This is a genomic window from Candidatus Eremiobacterota bacterium (assembly GCA_031082125.1).
Taxonomy (GTDB): Bacteria; Vulcanimicrobiota; CADAWZ01; order CADAWZ01; family Ess09-12; genus Ess09-12.
This window is the reverse complement of the sequence record JAVHLM010000022.1, coordinates 16701-38185: the sequence shown is the minus strand read 5'-3', so window position 1 is coordinate 38185 and position 21485 is coordinate 16701. Positions and strand designations below refer to the sequence as shown.

The window sequence follows — 21485 nt, the reverse complement described above, 5'->3', positions numbered from 1 at the left end:
CAGTTGGGCGAGCAGCCTGTGATCAGAGGAATTCCATTGCCTTCAAACACTCTGGTAATCATTTTATTCACCTTCCTTGCCCTGTTCTGAATATCATTATAGGGCAGTTCTGTGAAGGGAGTATGAAAACTCAGTGAAGGCTCCGTGAAGAAGGGGAATTGGCGGTAGGAATGTAAAGCCGCGGGGAGAACTATTGAATCAACACGTCCCCGCATGGAGAGAGAAAAGTGAAAATAGAACGTCTTGCACCTTTGATTGCTCTTGTGCTCATCTGCCTGGGAGTCTTTTCAACAGGGGCTTTCTCCGGCGCAAGTGGAAGTGACGGCCTTGCTGCCAGGACCGGGGCAGGGATGGTAAAAGGGACTCTTGAGGATGGCATCCTTGTGTGGAAGGGCATTCCCTTTGCCGCGCCACCCGTGGGTGCCCTGCGGTGGAGGCCTCCGCAGCCTGTCAAACCCTGGGATGGCTTAAAGGACTGCAGCGCATTCGGTCCCTGGTGCCCTCAGCCAAAGCAGGAGCTTATTCATGCAGAACAGGGCAGAATGAGCGAGGACTGTCTTTATCTTAACGTTTGGGCTCCCGCAAAGGGGGGGGAGAAGAAGCTCCCCGTGATGGTATGGATTCATGGGGGAGGCTGCACCACGGGTGGAGGCGCGGCAAGACTTTACGACGGGAAGCGCTTTGCCCGCCAGGGCATCGTCCTTGTCACCATCAACTACCGTCTGGGCCCCTTCGGCTTCCTGGCCCACCCGCTCCTCTCAAAGGAGTCAGAGCATGGAGTCTCGGGGAACTATGGCCTTCTGGACCAGATAGCCGCCCTCCAGTGGGTGAGGAAAAATATCGGGAATCTCGGGGGGGATCCCGGCTGTGTGACCATTTTCGGGGAATCGGCGGGCTCGGGGAGCGTCTCGAGGCTCATGGTATCACCGCTTGCGAAGGGGCTTTTTCACCGTGCCATCGCCGAGAGCGGCGGGGTATACGGCCGCAACAGGCACCTTCGGAAGAAATGGTATGACATGAAACCTATGGAAGAGATAGGGATTGATGTGGCGAAGGCTCTCAAATGCGACAGGGCGAAGGACCCCCTCCATGCCATGCGGGCAAAGACTTCCGATGAGATCCTTGCGGCCTCCCGGCCTGCCCAGGGGCTCTTCGGGGGCTTCGCGGGCGACGGGGTAAAATATGGGTGGATTGTTGACGGGTGGGTCATTCCCGATGACCCCGGCAGGATGTTCCGTAAGGGCAGAGTGCATAATGTGCCTTTCATGACAGGTGTCAATGCCGATGAGGGCACGATTTTTCTCCCCCAGCTCCCCCTCAGGACCGAAATGGCTTACCGGCTCTGGATGAAAAAGTGCTTCGGTAATGATGCCGACGTGGCTCTGAAGCTTTTCCCGCCCGACAGGAAAAATATCCCGGCGACGGTCAACCGTTTCATTACCGTGTGGGCCATGGCTGTCCCTGCAAAAGCTATGGCAGCCGACGTGGAGCGCCTGCCGGGGAAATCGTATCTTTATTACTTCACCCGGGTGCCGCCTGCCGCCCATAAGGCTGACCGCGGCGCCTTTCATGGCCTAGAGATATTCTACGTTTTCGGAAATCTTGACAGGCGCCTCGGCATTGACGATTTTGATGAAAAGCTCTCGGGAGCAATGAACACCGCGTGGGCAGCCTTTGCCGGGGGAGGTGTGCCCGGCGGGAATGGCTTTCCTGAGTGGCCTCCCTACAGGGCAAAAAATGATGAATACATGGAATTCGGCAATGAGGTAAAGGTAAGCTCAGGTTTCTTCCAGGAAACCTATGAGTTTTTTGAGAAGTACTATGACAAGCTGCAGAGCATGCTTGAATAAAGGGAGGATCGGTTATGAGAAAAGGGGCACTGGTTCTGATTCTGCTCGCATGGATCACCCTGGTCGCAGGGGTAGCACTGGCCGGGGGGGGAGGCGCAAACTGTGACCCCACGAGGCCCCCTTCCTTTCCGAAGGATCCTCCTCCCGCATGCGGGGCCCCGTCGGGGCATGTCCCGGCGCCTCCAAGGAAGGCTTCGGAAGGCGAGCCCTTCACCAGGACCTACCAGCTGGTAAAAGGATGGAATATCGTATCTTTCCCTTTTTCCCGGGTGCTCGAGCTCAAGGGGTTCAAGAGGATGCTGCTGTCTTACGGGGGAGGCTCCTATTATCTGCTGGACGGCCAGAATAATCCCTCCGAGGTGAACCCGAGACTGGGCTACCTGGTCTATGCTGATGCCCCGGGAGTCGCCACCGCGAGGGGAATTCCAAACAATGCGAATATCCGTGCCGTCTCCTTCGAATGCGGGTGGAATCTCTGCGGGTGCCCCAAGGAAAAAAACATTCCCTGGAATATGCTCGGTGCCGTCATAGGCACTTCGATGCATCTGGCGGGCGACGTGGCGGCTCTACCCGGTGACGAGGGGAATTACTGGCTCTCGGCGAGAGTCTACCGCTTCAACAAGGGTCTCCTCTCCGAGGATATCAGGACTGCCGGCACCGCCCTTATACCGGGGCAGGGCACGTGGGTTTTTGTGTGGCACCCTCTCAACCTCACGGTGATGCCGGGTAAACAGAGCGGCGCCCGCCTGGACCGCGTGACGCCCTCTTCGGTCTCTCCGGGCCAGACCGTTACCCTCGAGGGGAGCGGCTTAGGCAGTGACGTGGCGGGGCTTTTTCTCGCGGGCGTCCCGATAAAGGGTGACTATATCCTCTCATGGAGCCCCACAAGAATTATGTTCCGCGTGCCTTCCTATGCAATGTCGGGAAGCCTGCTGGTCTGCATGAACAGGACGCCCAGCAACAAGCTCTCCCTTACCGTGAGCGAAGATCAGGGGCCGGGAGCGGGCGGCACGCTCTCGGGTAAAATACAGGACGGAAACAAGAGGCCCTTGAAGGGAGCCCTCGTGATGCTCTCGAACGGCCTTTCGGCCTATTCGAAGGATGACGGGACTTTTCTTATCGGGCATATTCCCGCCGGTGAGTGGACTCTCGACGCGAGCCTCACAGGCCACCGGGCGGCCCATGGAAAGGTGAGCCTCGGCGAGAACGCCTCGAAAGCGTTTCTCATCACCCTTACTGCATATGGAGAAGTAGTTCCCCAGGCATCGGAGTCTTCGGGTGCCGCGGCGGGCAGGACCAGCAGCGAGGAGAAGATCGTGAGCGAGAAAGCCAATCTTGATGTGGTAGTGAGCGCTTACTATTACGGCAACACGCGGTGGTGGGTCTACCGGGTTTACGTGAAAGAATGGGGGAATGGCAATTATTACTGGCATAACACCTGGTACAACGACGCGGGAGATACTTATTACGAGCTCAAGTGCCCCGGTGCCCGGATGGGCAAGACCTATACCGTCTATGCTGAGTGGCGCTCGAAAGAGAACTCCAAGATTCTGACCAACTCATGGCAGAGGAAAATCTACAAGCAGTATCAGAAGGAGAACTTCGACTCGCCCATGTGAAGCGCTGTCAATCCCGGAGGGAGTGGCTCTCTATGGAAGATATGGCATTTTATGTGAAAGCCTTTATCACCTTTTTCGTGCTTGTGAACCCGCTCGAGGGAATTCCGATCTTTCTCGACGCGACTCAGAAAATAAGCCCGGCTCTCCGCCGGGCAATTGCGCTGCGCGCATCGGTGGCGGTGACGATCATCATGCTTGTCTCGCTTTTCCTCGGCAAGGCGATGCTGAATGTCTTCGGGATAAGCATCGGCGCCTTCCAGGTGGGCGGGGGCATCATACTCTTCCTGATAGCCGTCAAGATGACCCTTGGCTCTTCTGACAAGTCATTTGTCAAGGGGCCCGGCGGCGAAGTCGGCATGGACTTCGCGATTGTCCCTCTGGCCATTCCCCTCCTCGCGGGACCCGGGGCCATTAATGGCGCCGTGCTCTACGGGACGCGGACCCATTCACTGGTTGAGCTGGGCATTCTCTCGGTGATAATTGGAGCGGTCGGCCTGGCCACCTATGGGTCAATCCGGGCAGCCGTGCCTCTCGTGAAATATCTGAAGGAAACAGGGATAAGCATTGCAACGCGCGTGATGGGGCTCATCATCTCTGCTATAGCCGTAGAGATGATAGGCCATGGGATCGGCGCGATGTTCAGCATCAATGTTATTTGAGTTTTAAGCCTTTTTCCAGTCGCCGGCCTTGACTGAGTAATAGAGAAGCGGAATGACGCCCAGCGAGAGCGACGTGCTGGCCACCACGCCGAAGATGATTGCCCACGCGAGGCCGCTCCACACCGGGTCGGCAGCGATGACAAACATGCCGCTCATTGCCGCGGCGGCAGTGAGCACGATAGGCCGCGCCCTCACTGAGCCTGCCTCCACGATTGCCTCCTCCATGGTAAGGCCCGCTTCCTTCTGATCGGCGATAAACTCAATGAGTATTATGGAGTTCCGCACCACGATCCCTGAGAGGGCAATGACGCCAATCATCCCCGTGGCGGAAAAATAGATGCCGGAAGCGCCGAGAATGGCAAAACCCGGAAGGATGCCCAGCATGGTGAGCGGCACGGCTCCCATGATGACGAGGGGCTCCTTGAAGCTTTTGAAGCGGCTTACCATGATGAAATAGATAAGGAGCACCGCGATTCCCATGGCGATGCCAAGGTCGCGGAACACCTTGAGGGTCAGATCCCATTCTCCCTCCCATTCCAGGTCATAGCCCCGCGGCAGCTTCTGCCGGGACTGCCACATGAGAAGATCGATCATGGCATAGACGCTGCTGCGCTTTCCCATCTCCCCGAACACGTAGGTCACGGGGCGCAGGTTCTTGTGATAGATAGTGGCGTCTACTTTTTCCCTGCTGATGGTGATCAGCTCCGAGAGAGGCACTTTCCCCCCCTTCATCGAAGTGAGCGTCACTTTTTTAAGGTCATCTATGGCAAGGCGGTCCTGGAGGGGATAGCGGAGCACCACGGGAACCTGCTCCTCCTCGTTGCAGAGATGGAGCGTGGTGACGGGGTATCCCTGCATCATTCCTGAAAGGGTCTGCACGATCTGCTGGAAGGGGATGCCTGCGAGATGGGCTTTTACCTTATCAGCCCTGACCACGTATTTCCCCGGGGTTACTTTTACCGTTGAATCAACATCGACTACTTCCTTCACTTTTCTGAACTCATCTTCGATGGTCCCTGCGAGGCGCCTCTGCTCAGGCCCATAGGATCCGAAGAGCTCTGCCACCAGAGTTGACCGTACCGGAGGGCCCGGTGGATCCTCAACGAGCTTTATATTGGCATCCATCTGGCACCTGAGGTTATGGAGCATGGGGCGGAGCCTGGCCACCACGTCCTCGCTTCTGGCTTTCCGGTAATGCTTGTGAATCAGGTTGACACGCAGGTCGGCAAAGTGGGTGGCGTTTCTGAAGCTTGTTCCTCTGAGCAGGCCGTTGAAGTCCACGATGGAGCCGGTCCCCACAAAGGTTTCCACATCCTTCACTTCCGGCTGCGCCAGGATCAGCTCCGCGGCCTTGCGGGCCAGCTCATCGGTTCTGCCCAGGACCGTTCCCTCGGGCATGTCAATGGTCACCAGGAAAGTGTTGGTATTGGCCTTGGGAAGCATCCTGAATTTCACCCACTGCAGCAGCGGGAAGGAGAGCATGATGAGCAGGATTATAGCCAGGGCCAGGTAGAGCAGCCGCCGCAGCGCCGGGGAGGAGAGGAAGGGAGTGATGAGCTTCTGGTAAATTCTGTAAAACCAGCCCTTTTTCAGATCGTCACTGCTCGCATGGGGATGGACCTTGAGCCACCGCGACCCGAGGTAGGGCGTGATCTTGAAGGCCACCAGCAGCGAGATGAACATGGACACGGGCACATTAAAAGGAATCGGCGCCATATAGGGCCCCATCATTCCTGTCACGAAGGCCATCGGGATCATGGAGACCATGACGGCAAGGGTGGCATAGATGGTGGGCGCGCTGATCTCATTCACCGCGCCTACGCATGCATTTTTCCTCGGGCAGGAGGTCATCGAGAGGTGGCGGTGAATGTTCTCCACCACCACGATTGAGTCGTCCACAAGGAGCCCCAGGGCCAGGATAAGGGCGAAGAGGGTTATCCTGTTGATGGTCTGCCCGAAGAGGAGGCCTATTCCCAGCGTGGCGAGAAGCGTGAGGATCAGCGCCACGGCGATGACAGCGGCATCACGCAGCCCCAGGCTCACTACCGAAAGAATGATGATTATCACAATGGCCCACATGAGGTGGTGCACAAGCTCGTTTACGGCATCATTGGCCCGTTCCCCGTCATTTCTCGTGACAACCCATTTTACCCCGGGAGAAAGGGCCGTGGAGGCGATGCTTTGCATCTTCTTCACGAGGTCATTGGCAATAATGACGGCATTCTGGCCTTTCTTCTTTGCCAGCGCGATGGTCACCATCTGGAAGGAGGTACCGGGCTGCTGCCCTTCCCCCATGAAGTGAGCCTCATGGCTCTCCGCGGCCGGGCCGAAGGAGATGCGGGTGAGAGTGGTGCGCTCTCCCGGCCCGTCAGTGACCTGCGCCACGTCACGAAGATATACGGGGCTCTCCTGGTTTACCCCCACAATAAGGGTTTCCAGCTCCTTCGCGTCCTGAAAGAACTGCCCTGCCTGGACAAAATACTTTCTCCCCTCTCTCTCCACGTCCCCTGCGGGAAGCTCCTGGTTAGCCACCTGGAGGGCCTGCACCACCTGGGGGAGATCTATGCCCGAGGCGGCAATTCTCACGGGATCAATTTCGACAGTAATCTGCCGCTTCTGCCCTCCCACGATGACGGCGTCGCTGCTTCCCCGGACCTCGCGGAGCTTTCCTATGATTCTCTGGGCTTCCTGGCGAAGCTCATAGTCCGAGAGGCTTTGAGAATAGAGAGTGAAGGCAACGATGGGCACCTCGTCGATGTCCACAGGCTTGATAAGGGGGTGAAGGACCCCCTTGGGGCTCTGCTCCAGGTTGCTGTAAACCTGGTTGTAAACCTTGAACATGCTGTCTTCAAGGGGCTGGCCCACGTGAAAGCGCACGGTCACTACAGCCATTCCGGGCATGGAGGCAGAATACACATGCTCCACGCCGTTGATTTTCCAGAGAAGCCTCTCGAGAGGATCGGAGACAACCTTTTCCACCTCGCCTGCTGAGGCGCCGGGGTATATGATGATGACGTTGGCGGAGGGGACGCTGATCTGTGGATTTTCCTCGCGGGGCGTGATAAAGAGAGCAAGTATCCCGAAGACCATGGTGACCATGATGAGAAGAATGGTAAGCTTGGAGTCGATGAAGAACTCAGTGAGCCTGCCTCCGATATTCAGGTTCTTCATATCATAGGTGGAGGAGCGCTGCCCCTGGGGCTGCGGCTCTGCTTCAGCTTTTGGCTCTGCTTCGGGCTGCGGGGAAGATGAATCATCATGTTCAGCCATCGGATCAGCTCCCTCTTTTCCTTGTTTTCAGAGCCTGCCCATCTTTCAGGTCCTCCGGCGGATTCACCACTACCGGGTCCCCCTGGGCGAGGCCGCGGAGCACTTCCACCTCACCCTGGACAGTCTTCCCGGCCTCAACAGGCACAAAAAAGGCCTTCTCGCCGCTCTGGTCAACGGCCACTTTGAAGACACCTGTTGTCTTTCCTTTTTCAACAAGGGCGCTCCGCGGGATAAGGAGAGCCGCTCTGTTCCTGTCTGCGAGCATGATACGGCCGTACATGCCGGGAAGAATTCCCTTATCCCCGGGCAGGCCGATTTTCACCTTGAAGGTATGGGTTGCCGCGTCGCCGGAGGGAATATAGGTTTTCACCACGCCCGGCACTTTCTTGTTCAGGGCATCGATGAATACATTGATTGGCCTGTGAAGGGGGATATCCTTGATCCTGCCCTCGGGGACCGGCACATCGAGCTCCAGATACGAGAGCGATTCAATTCTCAGCAGAGGCTGGCCCGGCGAGGCCATGGTGCCGGCTTCGCTGAATTTCTTTGTGACCACCCCGCTGAAGGGCGCGCTGAGGGACGTGTAAGAGAGCATGATCTGTGCCGATTCGACGCCGGTGAGAGCCTGCCGTTTCCCTGCCTGAGCCTCGCCGGAAGCGGCAATGGCCTGGGCTTTTCCTGCCATGGCCTCTTTCTTTCCCGCCTTTGCCTGGGCGATCTTGCCTTTCACCTGCTCAAGGGAGCTCTGGGCAAAAGAGTATTGCGCCTGTACCTCTTCAAGCCGGGCTAAGGGAATTGATTCCTCGCGGTAGAGATCCTTGAAGCGCGTGAGGTTCTTTGAGGCAAGCTCCAGGTTTGCTTTTGCCTGGATCATTGCCGCATTGCCCTCATCAATGCCCGCCTGGGCCCTGTTCATAGAGGCATCCGCCTGGCTCACTGCCGCATCTGCCCGCCTGCTTGAAGCCTCAGCCTGGCTCACTGCCGCTTCCGCCTGCATGACTTTCGCCTCGATGTCCCGCCCGTCAAGCTTCACCAGCAGCTGCCCCCCTTCCACGAGGTCGCCTTCATTGACGGTGAGCTCTTCTATCAGGGCCATCACCTTGGGGGCGATGAGAGCAGTTTTCTCAGACGTGACGGTTCCCGGAAATTCCGCGCCCCGGGGCACTTTTTTCTCTGTTACCGTGGCCGTGTCAACGGTGATTTCAGCCCTCGCCGATTTTTCCTCCACGGCTTTTTCCCTGTGGCCGCAGGAGGCAGTGAAAGGGATGACCATGAGCATCACTGCAATGAGCTTCAGTCCCTTATTCAGCAAGGCTCTCTTTATCATGGTATCCTCCTCTGCGCGGTCTCGTTATTTTGCACTGAGGCCCATCCCGTCGATTATTGCGCCCGTGGCCACCTGTATTCGGTAAAAAGCAGCCTGGATGTCGTGGGAAGCTGAAAGACGGGAGAGCTTTGCCTGCCTTTCAACAGTCTCTGACTGCTGCACGTCCAGGGAGGTGGAAAGCCCTGCCCTGTAACGGTTGCTGACAATCCTGAAGTTTTCCTTCGCCTGGCTGACCTGCTGCTCCGAGGCCCTGATATTGGCAAGGGCGGTATTGTAGTCGGTGAGGCTTTCCCTCACTTCCCCCCTTATGGTGAGCCGGAGCATTTCAATCCTGTGGTCCAGGGCCTTGAGCTTCGCCCGGTATTCGTCCACCCTGGCCTTTCTCTGGCCGCCGTCAAAGAGCGGCATTGAGGCGTAGATCCCTGCCGTCATGTCGCCGGAGCCCTGCACGAAGAAGCCCCTGTCATTGTGCTGCGCAAGGCCGTAAAAGCCTACCTCGGGCTGCGATGAGCGCTCCTCGGCGGACTTCATTTTTGCAAAAGCTGTCCTCTGGTGGAGGACCTGGATATAGTCGGGGCGCTTTTCCAGGGCCATTTTTTCCAGGGCGGCGTAATCTTCTCTCACCTCGGGGAGCATGCCGAAATCGTAGTCCAGGGAGTAGGAGCGCTTCTCCTCTATCCCCATGAGCCTGTTGAGCACTTCGTTGAGGTTTTGCAGTTTCCCGAAGACACGGTTTCTCTCCTGGAGCGTCATGGCAAAATACACTTCAGCGCCCAGCACGTCGCTTTTCACCACGAGCCCGTGATCATAAAAGCTCCTGGCGAGCTTTACCTGCTTTTCCGCCACCTGGAGGCTTTCATCAAGCACCTTGATGGTTTCAATGAGAAGGGCGCCTGCGAGATATGACTGGAGCATATTTGAAAGCATGCCTCTCGAGGTCTCGCTTGTCGCCTGCCTGCTCGCCTTGATGTTCTCTTTCGCCGCGTCCATGGCAAGCTCCACTCTGCCTCCCGTATAGAGAGGATATTTCACCTGGAGGCCTGCGTTGAAGTTTGTCGTCGAGGCGGGGTCGTTGAGGGACTGGATATCGAAATCCTGCATGGTGAAGCGCGCCTGGTTGAGCTTGAAGGCGAATACGTTCACGGGGTTGTCGGAGACGGTATAGCCAAGCTGCAGGTCAACACGGGGAAGGCCGAAGCTCTTTGCGTAATCAAAGCCCGCCCGCGCCGCGCCTTCCTCTTCCTGCTGCGCCTTGATTGCATAGTTGCCTTCAATTACCTTCTTCAGGGCATCGGTGAGCGGAAGCGGTAATGAGCTTTTCAGGTATTCCTCAAAATGCCGGGGTGCCAGGCTCAATTCTCCGCCTGCCCTTTCCTCAACGGACTGGCCGTGGGAAAGTGTGGTAAGCAGTGCCACGAAGAGAACGAGAAGGGCTGCGTTGAGTGTTTTCCTCATAAGGTGCACCTGCGCCTCCAATCTGATATGTGCAGCAGTCCCATGAGACGGAATATTGGAGCGGCATCAAAATATATCATAATTCATATATTACAATATTACGATAAATATGTCAAGAGGGGTGGCGGCTGATTAAGAAAAATGTTGTCAGGCGCGCGTCGCTAAAGAAACCAAGGAGGCCCGGGGCCTCGAGCATTTTCACCTCCAAAGCGGCCTGAAGGTTACGGCGGAAAGAAATCTCCCCTGAAGCACCTGCCTTGACAAATGCATCGTGACCATATATTATATATGTAGGTTGCTTATATGCAAGTTGCTAATACTGGAGGACCCATGAAAGGTAGCCGACGCTGCAGAAGAGAGGGTACAGGTGTATGCTCCTGCGAGATGGGCAATCTCTACCGCTTTGTGGAGCCAATCGTGCTCACATCGATTGCCAGGTGCGGCGAGGCTCATGGCTATTCCATAGCGCAGAAGGCGAATGAGCTCGCGGTGACCCATGCCGGGCTCGATATGGGCGCGGTTTACAGGACGCTGCACCGCCTTGAGCTGTCTTCCATGGTCGTTTCTGCATGGAGCACCGCAGGAGGAGGAGCGGCGCGGAGGATATACAGGCTTACCCCCCGGGGAGAGCGTCATATAATTGAGTGGGCCGAGGTGATAGACCGCACGATTGGAGCTCTCTCAGCGGTGAGCGCCGCCTGCCGCCAGGTCATTGTTACAGAAGAAGGAAAACGCCATTAAGCAACACCATTTTTTTCAGCGTGGAGGGAAACAGAAATTCCCGCAATGAGAGTGCAGATGCTCAGGATAAGCAAGGAAAGGAGGTGAAATCTATGCCAGGTGGCGATGGAACAGGGCCTCTCGGGCAGGGCCCCCGCAGCGGGGGCGGCTTTGGCTTCTGCTATCCCGGCGCGGGCTTTGGGCGGGGCCGGGGCTATGGCAGGAGAGGGGGGATGCACTGCGGGCGCTGGAGGATGCAGTACGGCGACCCCACCCTTCTTGAGAATGAGCTCGCCTTTTTGAAGACCGAGATGGAAGCGATACAGGCAAGGCTCGGGGAGCTGAAAAACGTCAATCAGTGAGTGACCGGGGGAGGCATCCAGGCTTCCCCCCTCTTAAAGGAGCATTGAAAGTGAAGATTTCCGTTGCAAGCGGCAAGGGAGGCACGGGCAAGACCACTGTGGCGGTCAACCTGGCTTACTGCGCAGAAGAAAAGGTGCAGCTTCTTGACTGCGATGTGGAAGAGCCGAACTGCCATCTTTTTCTCGCACCTTCGATAAAGGAAAGGGTGCCGGTCACCCTTGAGGTGCCGGAGATCGCCCTGGAAAAATGCACCTATTGCGGCAGGTGTGCAAAGGTGTGCCGGTTTAATGCAATCGCGGTGCTTCTTAAAAATGCCATGGTCTTCCCGGAGCTCTGCCATGGATGCGGCGGCTGTCTTCTCGCCTGCCCGGAATCGGCAATAACATTGAGAAAACGTGCTATCGGCATGGTGGAGAAGGGCATGGCGGGGCATATACACTTCGTTCACGGCAGGCTCGAAGTAGGCGTGGCCCTCTCGCCTCCTCTCGTGAAGGCTGTGAAAAGAGAAGCCCTCCAGGATGCTATCGTCATATTCGACGCTCCTCCCGGCACATCGTGCCCCATGGTGGCCACAGTGAAAGGCACTGATTTCTGTATCCTTGTCACTGAGCCTACGCCTTTCGGGCTCCATGATCTTTCCATAGCTCTCGAGACAGTGAGAAAGATCGCGGTCCCTGCAGGAGTCGTGATCAACAGGGCCGGCCGGCCGTACCGTGAGCTCAATGAGTATCTTGACAAAGAGCATATCGAAGTACTCTGTGAAATACCCTTTGAAAGGAAATACGCAGAGTCCTATTCCACCGGAGCAGTGCTCGCAAAGGCTCATCCCGAGTTAAAGGCCTGTTTCAGCGGCCTTCTCAGGAAAGTCGCAGAGCGTTGCGGGAAGGCGGCCCTTCAAGGGCAGATGCGGGGTGAGAGATGAGAGAGCTTGTGGTGATCAGCGGCAAGGGCGGCACAGGGAAGACAAGCATTACCGCCTCTTTTGCGGCCCTCTCCCGTGGCAGTGTTTTTGCCGATTGCGATGTTGATGCCGCTGACCTCCATCTTCTGCTCGCTCCCGAGATAAGGGAGCGCGAGGTCTTCAGAAGCGGCTTCAAGCCTGTCATAGAGAGCGATCTCTGCACAGAATGCGGCAGGTGCAGGGAGCTCTGCCGTTTTGATGCGATAGACGAACGCTTCCAGATTGACCATTTTGACTGCGAGGGGTGCGGCGTATGCGCCGACCACTGCCCCGCGGGAGCCATTCGAATGGAAGAAAATGAGTGCGGTGAAGTCTTTGTCTCGAAAACCCGCTTCGGGACAATGGTTCATGCCCGCCTTGGAATAGCCGAGGAGAACACGGGCCGTCTTGTGACACGCGTGAGAAAGCTCGCCAGGGAGCACGCCGAGGCTGAAGGGGCATCCCTGATTATCGCCGACGGGAGCCCCGGTATAGGGTGCCCTGTCATCGCTTCTATAACGGGAGCCAGGCTGGCCCTTATAGTGAGCGAGCCCACGGTTTCAGGGCTTCATGACACCTCGAGGGTGCTCGGGCTTCTGCGGCATTTCAATGTGCCGGCGGCGGTGGTGATAAACAAGTGCGACCTGAACGCCGCAATGTCCAGGGAGATAAGGTTCCTGTGCAGTGTGAGCAGTGTCCCGTGCCTTGGCGAGATCCCTTTTGACCATTCTTTCACGGAGGCCCTGGTCAACAGGAAGACTCTTATTGAATACTGTGATGGCGGCACTTCAGGAGCTATCGGGGGAATCTGGGAGAGCGCGCGGGAAATGATGGGAGAAAACTGAAGGAGGAAGTAATGCATTCTTGCAAGGACACAGAAAAAGAGCAGTATATGAAACAGCAGGACAGGCTGATCACCGGATCACTTTCTCAGATAGGAAGAAAGCTGGTAGTGATGAGCGGCAAGGGAGGAGTAGGAAAGAGCACTGTGGCCGTAAATCTCGCCGTGGCCCTCGCCAGGAGAGGAAACAGCGTGGGCCTTATGGACGTTGATCTCCATGGCCCGAGCGTGCCGACTCTTCTCGGGATCCGGGGCCAGAGGGTATTCTCTGAGCTTGACCGGCTTATCCCCATACAATACACCGATAATCTCAAGGTCCTCTCCATTGCGAACCTTGTGGGAGGAGGCGACGATGCGGTGATATGGAGAGGGCCCATGAAAATAGGGGCCATCAGGCAGTTTATCTCCGACGTGGAGTGGGGGCTTCTTGATTTCCTGGTGATTGACTCCCCTCCCGGTACCGGTGACGAGCCCCTCACCATAGCCCAGACCATTCCCGGCGGTGAAGCAGTTATCGTGACGACTCCCCAGGAACTGTCCCTTGCCGACGTGCGAAGGTGTGTCAACTTCTGCAGGCAGGTATCGATGCCTGTGCGCGGCATCATCGAGAACATGAGCGGCTTTTCATGCCCCCACTGCGGGAAGGAGACCGCCATCTTCAAGAAGGGTGGCGGAGAGGAAGGAGCAAGGCTAATGAAAGTTCCTTTCCTGGGAGCCATTCCTCTTGATCCTGCCGTGATGCTCTCAAGCGATGACGGAAAGCCTTCCCTTTCCGCCGGTGAAGGGCCTTCAGCGGCGGCCTTTCAGAAGATCGTGGAAAAAATCATTATAGGGGGAGAAAGACAGAAATCTGCAGGGGCTTCTGCCGAAAGCGAAAAGGAAGCCCGGGGTAAAGATAAGAAGAGCATGAAAAAGGAGGTGAAAACGATGAAATGCGCTATTCCAGTACAAGGAGGGAAGCTTTGCGCCCACTTCGGCCACTGCGAGGAATTTGCCATCGTGGCCTTTGAAAAGGGACAGATTGGCTCCAGGGAGCTTCTCAAGCCCCCGCCCCATGAGCCGGGAGTTCTGCCTGAATGGCTTGCGGGCCTCGGAGTCTCGTTAGTGATAGCGGGAGGAATGGGCTCGAGGGCCCAGGAGCTTTTCAGGGCAAAGGGCATAGAGGTGCTCACCGGCGCTCCGGGAGGCACGCCGGAGGACCTTCTTCGCAGTTATCTCTCGGGAACCCTGAGAACAGGGGAGAATGTCTGCGATCATTGAAATCATGCAACTATCTTCAAGGAGAGCACCATGCCGATATATGAGTATAAATGCCTTCAATGCGGCTTCATCACTGAGCAGATCATGAAAACGGGAGACCCGCAGCCGGCCTGCGGCAAATGCGGCGCCGGGGCTCTTGAGAGAGTCTATACCTCATCTTTCAGCGTCGCATCTTCAACAAGGGAGGCCGCAGCAAGCTCCGGAACCTGCTGCGGGTCGTCAACACCCTGCGCGAGCCCGAAGCATTGCTGCGGGAAATAGAAAGGAGCAGAATCATGAACGGAGATAATCAGCAGAATAAACCCAGGGGAAGAGGAGGCAGGGGAAGAGGGCCGGGAGGAAGCGGCCTGGGCCCTCCGGGAACCTGCCGCTGTCCTCAGTGCGGCACCGAGGTGCCCCATCAGCGCGGCGTGCCCTGCCTGTCGCTTCAGTGCCCGAAATGCGGCACCTTGATGGTGCGGAGTCAATAGAAGGGAGAGAATGTCATGAAAGTTGCAGTCACCTCACAGGCACAAGATATCAACGGGCAGGTCGACGCCCGCTTCGGAAGATGCCAGTTCTTCATCATCGCGGATCCGGCAACGCTCGAGTACGAGGCCTTTGAGAATCCCGCCATTACCGCCTCGGGAGGCGCGGGAATCCAGGCCGCCCAGTTCGTAGCCCATAAGGGAGTCGATGCCGTCATCTCGGGAAATTTCGGCCCCAAGGCCCACCAGACGCTTGTGGCCGCAGGGGTGAAAATGTACTCAGCCCATACCAGGACTGTCCGTGAGGCCCTGGAAGATTACCGCAAGGGAACGCTTCCCTCTGTCTCTTCGCCTACGGCGGCGGAGCACTCGGGCCTGTGATGCTCTCCCGCGAGCCTGCTGCGCCTCTTGAGATGAAGATTGTCTATGACAACGAGGTGCCCTGTCATTGCACGAAGTATAAAGAATTGCTATTCAGCACCCTTGGTGACAAGGCAATGGCCGGCGGCGCAGGGTTCCAACTGGGCCTGTGAAAAGCTCTTCAGCGCAACCCGGGCTTTTCGCGGATTTGAAAGCGTCTGCGCCTGCCTCTGCATTTTTTATTAGTGAGCAGGAGGTTCTGACATGGAAGGCAGCCCGAAGCCATGATTATCTCGATTGCAAGCGGTAAGGGGGGGACGGGAAAGACCACCGTCGCGGTGAATCTCGCCCTCTCGGCAGAAAGGGTGCTCACTCTTGCCGACTGTGATGTCGAGGCGCCCAATGCTCATCTTTTTTTCCCCGTATGCTACGCCGCAAGCAGATCTTTTTCCATGAAGGTGCCTGTCATCAACAGGCAGCGCTGCACCTTGTGCGGCGAGTGCTCGGCATTTTGCGCCTATAACGCTCTGGCGGTGCTTGAGGAGAAGGTCCTGCTCTTTCAGGATCTCTGCCACAGCTGCCTGGGGTGCGCCTCTGTGTGCCCCGAAAAGGCCATCTCATTCAGGGAGAGGCCAATAGGGAAAATAGAAAAAGGCGAGATCCCCCGCGGGGGCGGCAAGCCCGCCCTTCACTTCATCAGAGGAGAGGCCCTTGTCACCGAGCACCGCGGAAAATTTCTCATAAGGGCCTTAAAAGACCATATAGACAGGAATATGGATGCCCTTATCGACTGCCCTCCCGGAACGGTTCTCGCCGCCGAGGCCATGAGAGGCTCGGGCGCAGTCCTTATAGTGGCTGAGCCCACCGTCTTCGGCCTCTCTGACATGGCCAGGATTCTTGAGCTTTCAAGGGCGATGGCTTTGCGGGTTCTTGTGGTAATCAACAAGTCGGGGGCTCATGACCAAATGATCGAAGAGTTCTGCGCCGCCCGGGGTGTTGAGCTGCTGGGCAGGGTGCCTTATGACCTGCAGATCGCGAGGAGCGCCTCGAAAGGCTCTGCAATCTCCGGTGAACATGACCGGTACTGTTCGCTTTTCAAATCGATTCTTGAGAGGGTGACGGTCCTATGCTCCTGAAATTGGTGAAATCCGGGGAAAAAATGATGCCTGTTGCAATTGCTGATGGTGACCACAAGCGCTGCTTCGCCTGCGGCCAGAAGAACAGCCACGGCCTCAAGCTTCATTTTGCGATTGAGGCCGACGGCTCGGTGGCGTCAGAATTTTTCTGTGACGAGACTTTTCAGAGCTATGACGGCACCCTCCACGGCGGGATAATTGCCACGGTGCTTGACTCGGCGATGACAAACTGCCTTTTTATCAACTGTGTAAAGGCACGGACAGCCCGGCTGAATATCCGGTATTATGCGCCAGTCCATACCAATGAGAGGGCAAGGGTAGTCACCTTTCTGAAGAGAAAGCTGAAGAACGCCTATCTCCTCATCGCACGGTTTTTCCAGGGAGAGCGTCTCTGCGCCGAAGCCCAGGCTGTGTTTATCAGGATGGCGGAAGGCGGACGGGCATGAGCCTTACAGGGCGCTGAAAGGGAAAAGAATGAAGCAGATATGCTTCCTCTCCGGGAAAGGCGGAACGGGGAAAACCTCGATCTGCGCGGCCTTCGCCTCCCTTGCGGGAGGTGCGGTGCTTCTTGATGCCGATGTGGAATCCTCAAACCTTCCCCTTGTAATTCCCCACGAGGTCCTCCATACTGAGCCTTTTTACGGGCGGAAAGAGGCCGTTATCGCCATGAATGTCTGCAACAGGTGCAGGCAGTGCCTGGAAGCATGTGCCTATGGCGCCGTCATGGAAAGCCCTCAGGGAGAATTCGCGGTCACTCCCTCTCTCTGTGAAGGCTGCACCCTCTGCGAGAGAGTCTGCCCCTCGTCTGCCATTTCCATGAGAGAGTCGCTGAGCGGTGAATGGCATGTCTCAAAAAGCGGGTGGGGCCCTCTTGTCCACGCCTCCCTTCTTCCTGCTGAGGAGGCTTCAGGAAAGCTCGTGCGCGTGCTCAGGATGATGGCCGAGAGCCTTGCCCGGGAAGGGGAGTACCCCGCGATTCTCATCGATGGTCCCGCGGGAATGGGGTGCCCTGCTATTTCCGCAATGACAGGCTGTGATGCGGTAGTGGCCGTCACTGAGCCGACCGTTGCGGGGCTCCACGACCTCGAGAGAATCCTGGAGCTATCGGGGCATTTTGTCATTCCCACGTGTCTGCTGATCAATAAGAGCACCTTAAACCCGGAGATCAAAACCATGATGGAGCAGCTCTGCACGGCAAGAGGCCTGGTCATCGCCGGCGAGCTGCCCTATGACGAGGCTTTCAGGGAAGCCCTCGCAGAGGGGAAAGCAATAACGGAATACCGCAGCACCTTCAACGAGAGGCTTTTGATGCTCTGGAGCGCTGTCAGGTCTTTTACAGAAAGGCCACCCCATGGAGCCAGTAATCTATAAACCGATTAATCAAGCCAGCCGGAGGTTTTGAGGATGTTTAATGAATTTTTGCGTCCTGCGAGTGTCAAAGAGGCGGTAATGCTGAAAAATAGCTCTCCTGCATCGGCATATATTGCCGGCGGCACGGAAGTAAACTCCAGGGGGTGGTGCATGCGGCGCCCTGGAGCGCAGGTGCCGGACCGGGCCATCGGAGTCGCTCACCTGCCTCTGGCGGCCATCGAAGAGACTGAATCTGGAGTGATTATCGGAGCGAATATGGTCATCCAGGACCTTCTTGATAACCCCGCAACGCCCCCCCTGCTGGCGGAAGCGGCACGGCACTTTGCAAACCGCACCATCAGGAATATGGCCACGCTCGGCGGAAACATAGGCACCAACAAGTCCTGCTCCAACCTGATTCCGTCTCTTCTGGCGCTTGACGCCCGGGTGCACCTCGCCGCTGAGTCCGGAGATACCGACCTTCCCCTTCTGGAGCATATAGCCCGGCCCGATCCCTGCGCCCTTATCCTGAAAGTATCAGTCTCCAGAGCAAGAATCAATGCAAAGTGGGCTACCCGCAGGCACAGCCGGACCGCCAACGATATTTCAATACTCTCTGTCTCGGTGACGCTCTTTGGCGATTCTTCTAAAATCGAAAGCCCCCGTGTGGCGATGGGAGGAGTGGCGGCAACAGTCGTACGGCTCCTCGAGCTTGAAAAGCAGCTTGACGGCCAGAGCCTTCCCTCACGCGACGAAATTGAGGCGGAGGTGAAGCGCATGGTAACGCCGATTGATGACCTGCGCGGCAGCGCGCGATTCAAGCGCCACATTGCAGGGGTGATGGTGGGCTGGGCCCTTCATCAGGCTCTCGACAGGAAGGGAGGGAGATCATGAAAATCACCGTCACCCTCAACGGCTTGAGGCGCCAGTTTTATACGGAGCCGGGAGAGCCTGCCGATGCCCTTCTGAGGCGGGAAGGGATTATCTCTGTCCGCGACGGCTGCAACGGCGAAGGGACCTGCGGCGCATGCGCCGTTATCCTGAACGGCCGCCTCGTCAACTCGTGCCTGCTCATTTCCGCCCAGATAGACGGCGGGGATATTGTCACTGTAGAGCATTTTTCGAAGCACCGCACCCTCACGGCGATTCAGTCGGCCCTTGTTGACACGGGCGTCGTCCAGTGCGGGTATTGCACTCCCGCGATGGTGCTGGCCATAGAAAGCCTCCTCAGGCGCTCCCCGAATCCCGGCCGCAGTGAGATTACCGACGCTCTTTCCGGCATTTTCTGCCGCTGCACCGGCTATCAGCAGTTTTACCAGGCAGTCGAGCTTGCAGTGAAAAGGCTTGCCGATCCAGGCTTTGTCGGCCCTATCGCCCCGTCGTTCCGGGATGACACGAGGGTGGTGGGCAAGGCAAAGCGGAAAGTGGACGGCGCAAAGCTTGCGCGGGGGGAGAGAGCCTTTGTCGAGGACATGGTCGCCCCGGGGGCCTGCATTCTGAAAATGATGCGCTCGCCCCATGCCCATGCCTATATAAAATCCATTGATACCTGCGAGGCGGAAAAGGTGCCGGGAGTGGTCCACATCCTCACTCACCTCAACAGCCCTGACATCTACTACAACCAGGCCGGCCAGGGTTTCCCCGAGCCCTCGCCCTATGACCGCAAACTCATCAGCGAAAAGGTGCGCCATGTCGGCGACCGTGTCGCCGCGATTGTGGCGGAGACCTGGGAAGCCGCGCTGGAGGCGGAACAGAAGATCGCCGTGGAATATGAGATCCTCGCACCCGTGCTTACCATTGATGAGGCTGCGGCCCCCGGCGCACCTCTCGTGCATGACAGCGCCGTTGAATATATCGCGGGGGGGCCCGATAACCTGGAAGAGTATAACAAGGGGGCCGATCCCAGAGACGGCCGCATAATCTACCAGTTTCCCATCCATGGTGACCCGCGCCGCAATATTGCGGCAAGCGTGAAGGGAGGTATCGGCGATCTTGAAAAGGGCTACCGGGAGGCCGACGTGATCCTTGAGCGCGAGTATGAAAGCGCCCAGGTGCAGTGCACCCCTGTTGAGCCTCACGTGGTATATACCCATATGGACGGCGACAGGCTGGTGATACACGCCTCAACGCAGGTGCCCTGGCATCTGCGCCGCATTGTTGCCCGCGTGATAGAGACCGACGAGAACAACATCCGTGTCATCAAGGAGAGGGTCGGAGGCGGGTTCGGCTCAAAGCAAGACATTGTGCTTGAAGAGGTCGCGGCGTACCTCACATGGGTGACGGGCCGCCCCATTTTCCAGCGCTTCACCCGCGAGGAGGAGTTCATCGCCTCCCGGACAAGGCATGTCATGAGGGTGAAGGTGAGGCTTGGCGCAAAAAAGGACGGCAGGCTCACCGCGGTGTTCATGGACCTGAAAGCGAATACCGGCCCATACGGCGCCCATTGCCTCACGGTGCCGATGAACGCCTGCTCCAAGTCCCTCCCTCTGTTTCTCTGCGACAACATGGGCTTCAATGTCACGACGTACTATTCAAACATTGCTCCCACGGGCGCATATCAGGGCTATGGCGCTCCAAAGGGCGCATTCGCCCTCCAGCTTGCCGTCGCCGAGCTTGCAAGAGAGCTCGGGGTGGATCACATGGAAATCATTGAGAAGAACCGTGTCCGTGAGGGCGAAATGCTGGAGATCCTCCGGTGCCTCGGCGAGGGAAGGGAGGGGAAGCCCGAAAAGGTGATGAGCTGCGGCCTCGGGCCGGCACTCGCGAGGGGCAGGGAGCTTATTCAATGGGGAGAGCCTGTGGAAAGCAGCGATCCGGACTGGAAGATTGGAAAGGGCTTCGCCATCATTCAGCAGGGGTCGGGACTTCCCGGGCTTGACTCGGCAAACGCCGAGATAAAGATGCTCTCTGACGGCACCTTCCTGCTTCTTTCCGGCGGGACCGACCTCGGCACCGGGCTTGACACCGTCTCGGTCAAGTTCGCCGCCGAGACACTCTGCGTAGATATGGAAAAGATTGCCATCATAGCTGCTGATACCGATATCACGCCTTTTGATGTGGGCGCCTATGCCTCAAGCGGCACCTATTTTTCCGGCGGTGCCGCTCACAACGCCGCCAAGGCGATGCGTGACCGCCTCATACAGGTAACGGCGGAAATCACAGGGGAAAAACCGGAGGATCTCAGGCTTGTGTATCCCGGGAGAGTTGAAGGTACAATAAAATCCCTGGCATATGGAGAAATAGCCCATTATGCCGAAACGGGGACCGGCTGCGGCCAGCTTATCGCCACGGGGCATTTTACCTCGGACAGGGCCTCATTCCCCTACGGCGCCCATTTCTGCCAGGTGGCAGTGAACGTATGCACAGGCGAGGTAAAGGTAGAGAAGTATTTCGCCCTGCAGGATTGCGGAACGCCCGTCAACCCCGAGCTGGCCCTCGGCCAGATGTACGGAGGAGTGCTGAAGACCATCGGTCACTCGCTCTATGAGCAGATGCTTTATGACGGCACGGGGCGCTGCATCAACGCGAACTTTGTTGACTACAAGGTCCCCATGATCCAGGATATTCCCGGCGAATTCAAGGCGGAGCTTATCTATACCGATGACCCCTATGGGCCTTACGGGGCGAAGTCCATCTCGGAAATCGCCTGCAACGGCGCGGCTCCGGCCATAGCGGAGGCCATTTATGATGCGGTGGGTGTATGGATGAGGACATGGCCGTTCACTCCGGAGAAGATCCTCGCCGCCCTGGGGAAAATATGAGATATTTGAGCTTCATTAAAAGAGGCATGTGAGGTGACCCTCTAATACCAAGGCCCCACAGGGATATAGAGTGTATCTTTCATGACAGGGGAAAAGAGCGTGCAAGG

The 21485-nt window shown here is 57.3% G+C and carries 20 protein-coding genes; 17 read left to right on the top strand and 3 right to left on the bottom strand.

The features are described from left to right. The first annotated feature begins 227 nt into the window (after positions 1 to 227). The 3 genes from RDV48_21445 to RDV48_21435 are packed head-to-tail and all read left to right on the top strand — an operon-like array spanning position 228 to position 4128. Entirely contained in the window at positions 228 to 1850 is a 1623-nt protein-coding gene (locus RDV48_21445) for a carboxylesterase/lipase family protein (protein ID MDQ7825380.1), read from the top strand. 14 nt (positions 1851 to 1864) lie between these two features. Continuing rightward, positions 1865 to 3469, top strand: coding sequence for an IPT/TIG domain-containing protein (locus tag RDV48_21440; protein MDQ7825379.1), 1605 nt, complete (start codon positions 1865 to 1867; stop codon positions 3467 to 3469). A 32-nt stretch (positions 3470 to 3501) separates the two neighbouring features. Next, positions 3502 to 4128 carry an NAAT family transporter gene (locus RDV48_21435; GenBank protein ID MDQ7825378.1) on the top strand — a complete coding sequence of 209 codons (627 nt, stop codon included), beginning with the start codon at positions 3502 to 3504 and terminating at the stop codon, positions 4126 to 4128. A gap of 3 nt (positions 4129 to 4131) precedes the next feature. On the opposite strand, the gene RDV48_21430 is transcribed toward RDV48_21435, so the two are convergent. The 3 genes from RDV48_21430 to RDV48_21420 are packed head-to-tail and all read right to left on the bottom strand — an operon-like array spanning position 4132 to position 10180. Further along, the gene (locus RDV48_21430; protein MDQ7825377.1) at positions 4132 to 7398 is read right to left on the bottom strand and encodes an efflux RND transporter permease subunit; all 3267 of its coding nucleotides are present in this window, start codon (positions 7396 to 7398) and stop codon (positions 4132 to 4134) included. A 4-nt stretch (positions 7399 to 7402) separates the two neighbouring features. Next, positions 7403 to 8725 carry an efflux RND transporter periplasmic adaptor subunit gene (locus RDV48_21425; protein ID MDQ7825376.1) on the bottom strand — a complete coding sequence of 441 codons (1323 nt, stop codon included), beginning with the start codon at positions 8723 to 8725 and terminating at the stop codon, positions 7403 to 7405. Between the two features lie 24 nt (positions 8726 to 8749). Next, positions 8750 to 10180: a TolC family protein gene (locus tag RDV48_21420; GenBank protein ID MDQ7825375.1), complete on the bottom strand. Its 1431-nt coding sequence runs from the start codon at positions 10178 to 10180 to the stop codon at positions 8750 to 8752. 330 nt (positions 10181 to 10510) lie between these two features. On the opposite strand from RDV48_21420, the gene RDV48_21415 reads away from it, so the two are divergent. The 14 genes from RDV48_21415 (at position 10511) to RDV48_21350 (ending at position 21378) form a co-directional block, all read left to right on the top strand. Beyond that, the gene (locus RDV48_21415; protein ID MDQ7825374.1) at positions 10511 to 10921 is read left to right on the top strand and encodes a helix-turn-helix transcriptional regulator; all 411 of its coding nucleotides are present in this window, start codon (positions 10511 to 10513) and stop codon (positions 10919 to 10921) included. Between the two features lie 92 nt (positions 10922 to 11013). Continuing rightward, positions 11014 to 11262, top strand: a complete 249-nt coding sequence (locus RDV48_21410; protein ID MDQ7825373.1) for a DUF5320 domain-containing protein — start codon at positions 11014 to 11016, stop codon at positions 11260 to 11262. 50 nt (positions 11263 to 11312) lie between these two features. Further along, a complete protein-coding gene (locus tag RDV48_21405) occupies positions 11313 to 12185 on the top strand; it encodes an ATP-binding protein (protein ID MDQ7825372.1) in 873 nt (290 codons plus the stop codon). Then, entirely contained in the window at positions 12182 to 13048 is an 867-nt protein-coding gene (locus tag RDV48_21400; GenBank protein MDQ7825371.1) for an ATP-binding protein, read from the top strand. Before RDV48_21405 ends, RDV48_21400 begins: the two co-directional genes overlap by 4 nt. 11 nt (positions 13049 to 13059) lie before the next feature. Beyond that, complete coding sequence (locus RDV48_21395; GenBank protein MDQ7825370.1) at positions 13060 to 14304, top strand: iron-sulfur cluster carrier protein MrpORP; 1245 nt, start codon at positions 13060 to 13062, stop codon at positions 14302 to 14304. A 30-nt stretch (positions 14305 to 14334) separates the two neighbouring features. Continuing rightward, positions 14335 to 14565 (top strand): zinc ribbon domain-containing protein, encoded by a 231-nt coding sequence (locus RDV48_21390; protein ID MDQ7825369.1) that lies wholly within the window; start codon positions 14335 to 14337, stop codon positions 14563 to 14565. Between the two features lie 14 nt (positions 14566 to 14579). Beyond that, a complete protein-coding gene (locus RDV48_21385) occupies positions 14580 to 14774 on the top strand; it encodes a hypothetical protein (protein MDQ7825368.1) in 195 nt (64 codons plus the stop codon). Between the two features lie 15 nt (positions 14775 to 14789). Continuing rightward, positions 14790 to 15152 carry a NifB/NifX family molybdenum-iron cluster-binding protein gene (locus RDV48_21380; protein ID MDQ7825367.1) on the top strand — a complete coding sequence of 121 codons (363 nt, stop codon included), beginning with the start codon at positions 14790 to 14792 and terminating at the stop codon, positions 15150 to 15152. Continuing rightward, positions 15149 to 15304: a hypothetical protein gene (locus RDV48_21375; GenBank protein ID MDQ7825366.1), complete on the top strand. Its 156-nt coding sequence runs from the start codon at positions 15149 to 15151 to the stop codon at positions 15302 to 15304. Before RDV48_21380 ends, RDV48_21375 begins: the two co-directional genes overlap by 4 nt. 111 nt (positions 15305 to 15415) lie before the next feature. After that, positions 15416 to 16267, top strand: coding sequence for an ATP-binding protein (locus RDV48_21370; protein ID MDQ7825365.1), 852 nt, complete (start codon positions 15416 to 15418; stop codon positions 16265 to 16267). Further along, positions 16258 to 16713, top strand: a complete 456-nt coding sequence (locus RDV48_21365) for a hotdog domain-containing protein (GenBank protein ID MDQ7825364.1) — start codon at positions 16258 to 16260, stop codon at positions 16711 to 16713. Before RDV48_21370 ends, RDV48_21365 begins: the two co-directional genes overlap by 10 nt. Positions 16714 to 16741: 28 nt before the next feature. Beyond that, positions 16742 to 17638 (top strand): ATP-binding protein, encoded by an 897-nt coding sequence (locus RDV48_21360; GenBank protein ID MDQ7825363.1) that lies wholly within the window; start codon positions 16742 to 16744, stop codon positions 17636 to 17638. A gap of 33 nt (positions 17639 to 17671) precedes the next feature. Further along, positions 17672 to 18511, top strand: a complete 840-nt coding sequence (locus tag RDV48_21355) for an FAD binding domain-containing protein (GenBank protein ID MDQ7825362.1) — start codon at positions 17672 to 17674, stop codon at positions 18509 to 18511. Continuing rightward, entirely contained in the window at positions 18508 to 21378 is a 2871-nt protein-coding gene (locus tag RDV48_21350) for a molybdopterin-dependent oxidoreductase Mo/Fe-S-binding subunit (GenBank protein MDQ7825361.1), read from the top strand. The genes RDV48_21355 and RDV48_21350 overlap by 4 nt, the downstream gene beginning before the upstream one ends. The last annotated feature ends 107 nt before the right edge of the window (positions 21379 to 21485 follow it).

Coding starts and splice junctions, on each gene's coding strand:
- RDV48_21440 (MDQ7825379.1), top strand. CDS start 1,865: ATGAGAAAAGGGGCACTGGTTCTGATTCTGCTCGCATGGATCACCCTG.
- RDV48_21435 (MDQ7825378.1), top strand. CDS start 3,502: ATGGAAGATATGGCATTTTATGTGAAAGCCTTTATCACCTTTTTCGTG.
- RDV48_21430 (MDQ7825377.1), bottom strand. CDS start 7,398: ATGGCTGAACATGATGATTCATCTTCCCCGCAGCCCGAAGCAGAGCCA.
- RDV48_21425 (MDQ7825376.1), bottom strand. CDS start 8,725: ATGATAAAGAGAGCCTTGCTGAATAAGGGACTGAAGCTCATTGCAGTG.
- RDV48_21420 (MDQ7825375.1), bottom strand. CDS start 10,180: ATGAGGAAAACACTCAACGCAGCCCTTCTCGTTCTCTTCGTGGCACTG.
- RDV48_21415 (MDQ7825374.1), top strand. CDS start 10,511: ATGAAAGGTAGCCGACGCTGCAGAAGAGAGGGTACAGGTGTATGCTCC.
- RDV48_21410 (MDQ7825373.1), top strand. CDS start 11,014: ATGCCAGGTGGCGATGGAACAGGGCCTCTCGGGCAGGGCCCCCGCAGC.
- RDV48_21400 (MDQ7825371.1), top strand. CDS start 12,182: ATGAGAGAGCTTGTGGTGATCAGCGGCAAGGGCGGCACAGGGAAGACA.
- RDV48_21395 (MDQ7825370.1), top strand. CDS start 13,060: ATGCATTCTTGCAAGGACACAGAAAAAGAGCAGTATATGAAACAGCAG.
- RDV48_21390 (MDQ7825369.1), top strand. CDS start 14,335: ATGCCGATATATGAGTATAAATGCCTTCAATGCGGCTTCATCACTGAG.
- RDV48_21385 (MDQ7825368.1), top strand. CDS start 14,580: ATGAACGGAGATAATCAGCAGAATAAACCCAGGGGAAGAGGAGGCAGG.
- RDV48_21380 (MDQ7825367.1), top strand. CDS start 14,790: ATGAAAGTTGCAGTCACCTCACAGGCACAAGATATCAACGGGCAGGTC.
- RDV48_21370 (MDQ7825365.1), top strand. CDS start 15,416: ATGATTATCTCGATTGCAAGCGGTAAGGGGGGGACGGGAAAGACCACC.
- RDV48_21365 (MDQ7825364.1), top strand. CDS start 16,258: ATGCTCCTGAAATTGGTGAAATCCGGGGAAAAAATGATGCCTGTTGCA.
- RDV48_21360 (MDQ7825363.1), top strand. CDS start 16,742: ATGAAGCAGATATGCTTCCTCTCCGGGAAAGGCGGAACGGGGAAAACC.
- RDV48_21355 (MDQ7825362.1), top strand. CDS start 17,672: ATGTTTAATGAATTTTTGCGTCCTGCGAGTGTCAAAGAGGCGGTAATG.
- RDV48_21350 (MDQ7825361.1), top strand. CDS start 18,508: ATGAAAATCACCGTCACCCTCAACGGCTTGAGGCGCCAGTTTTATACG.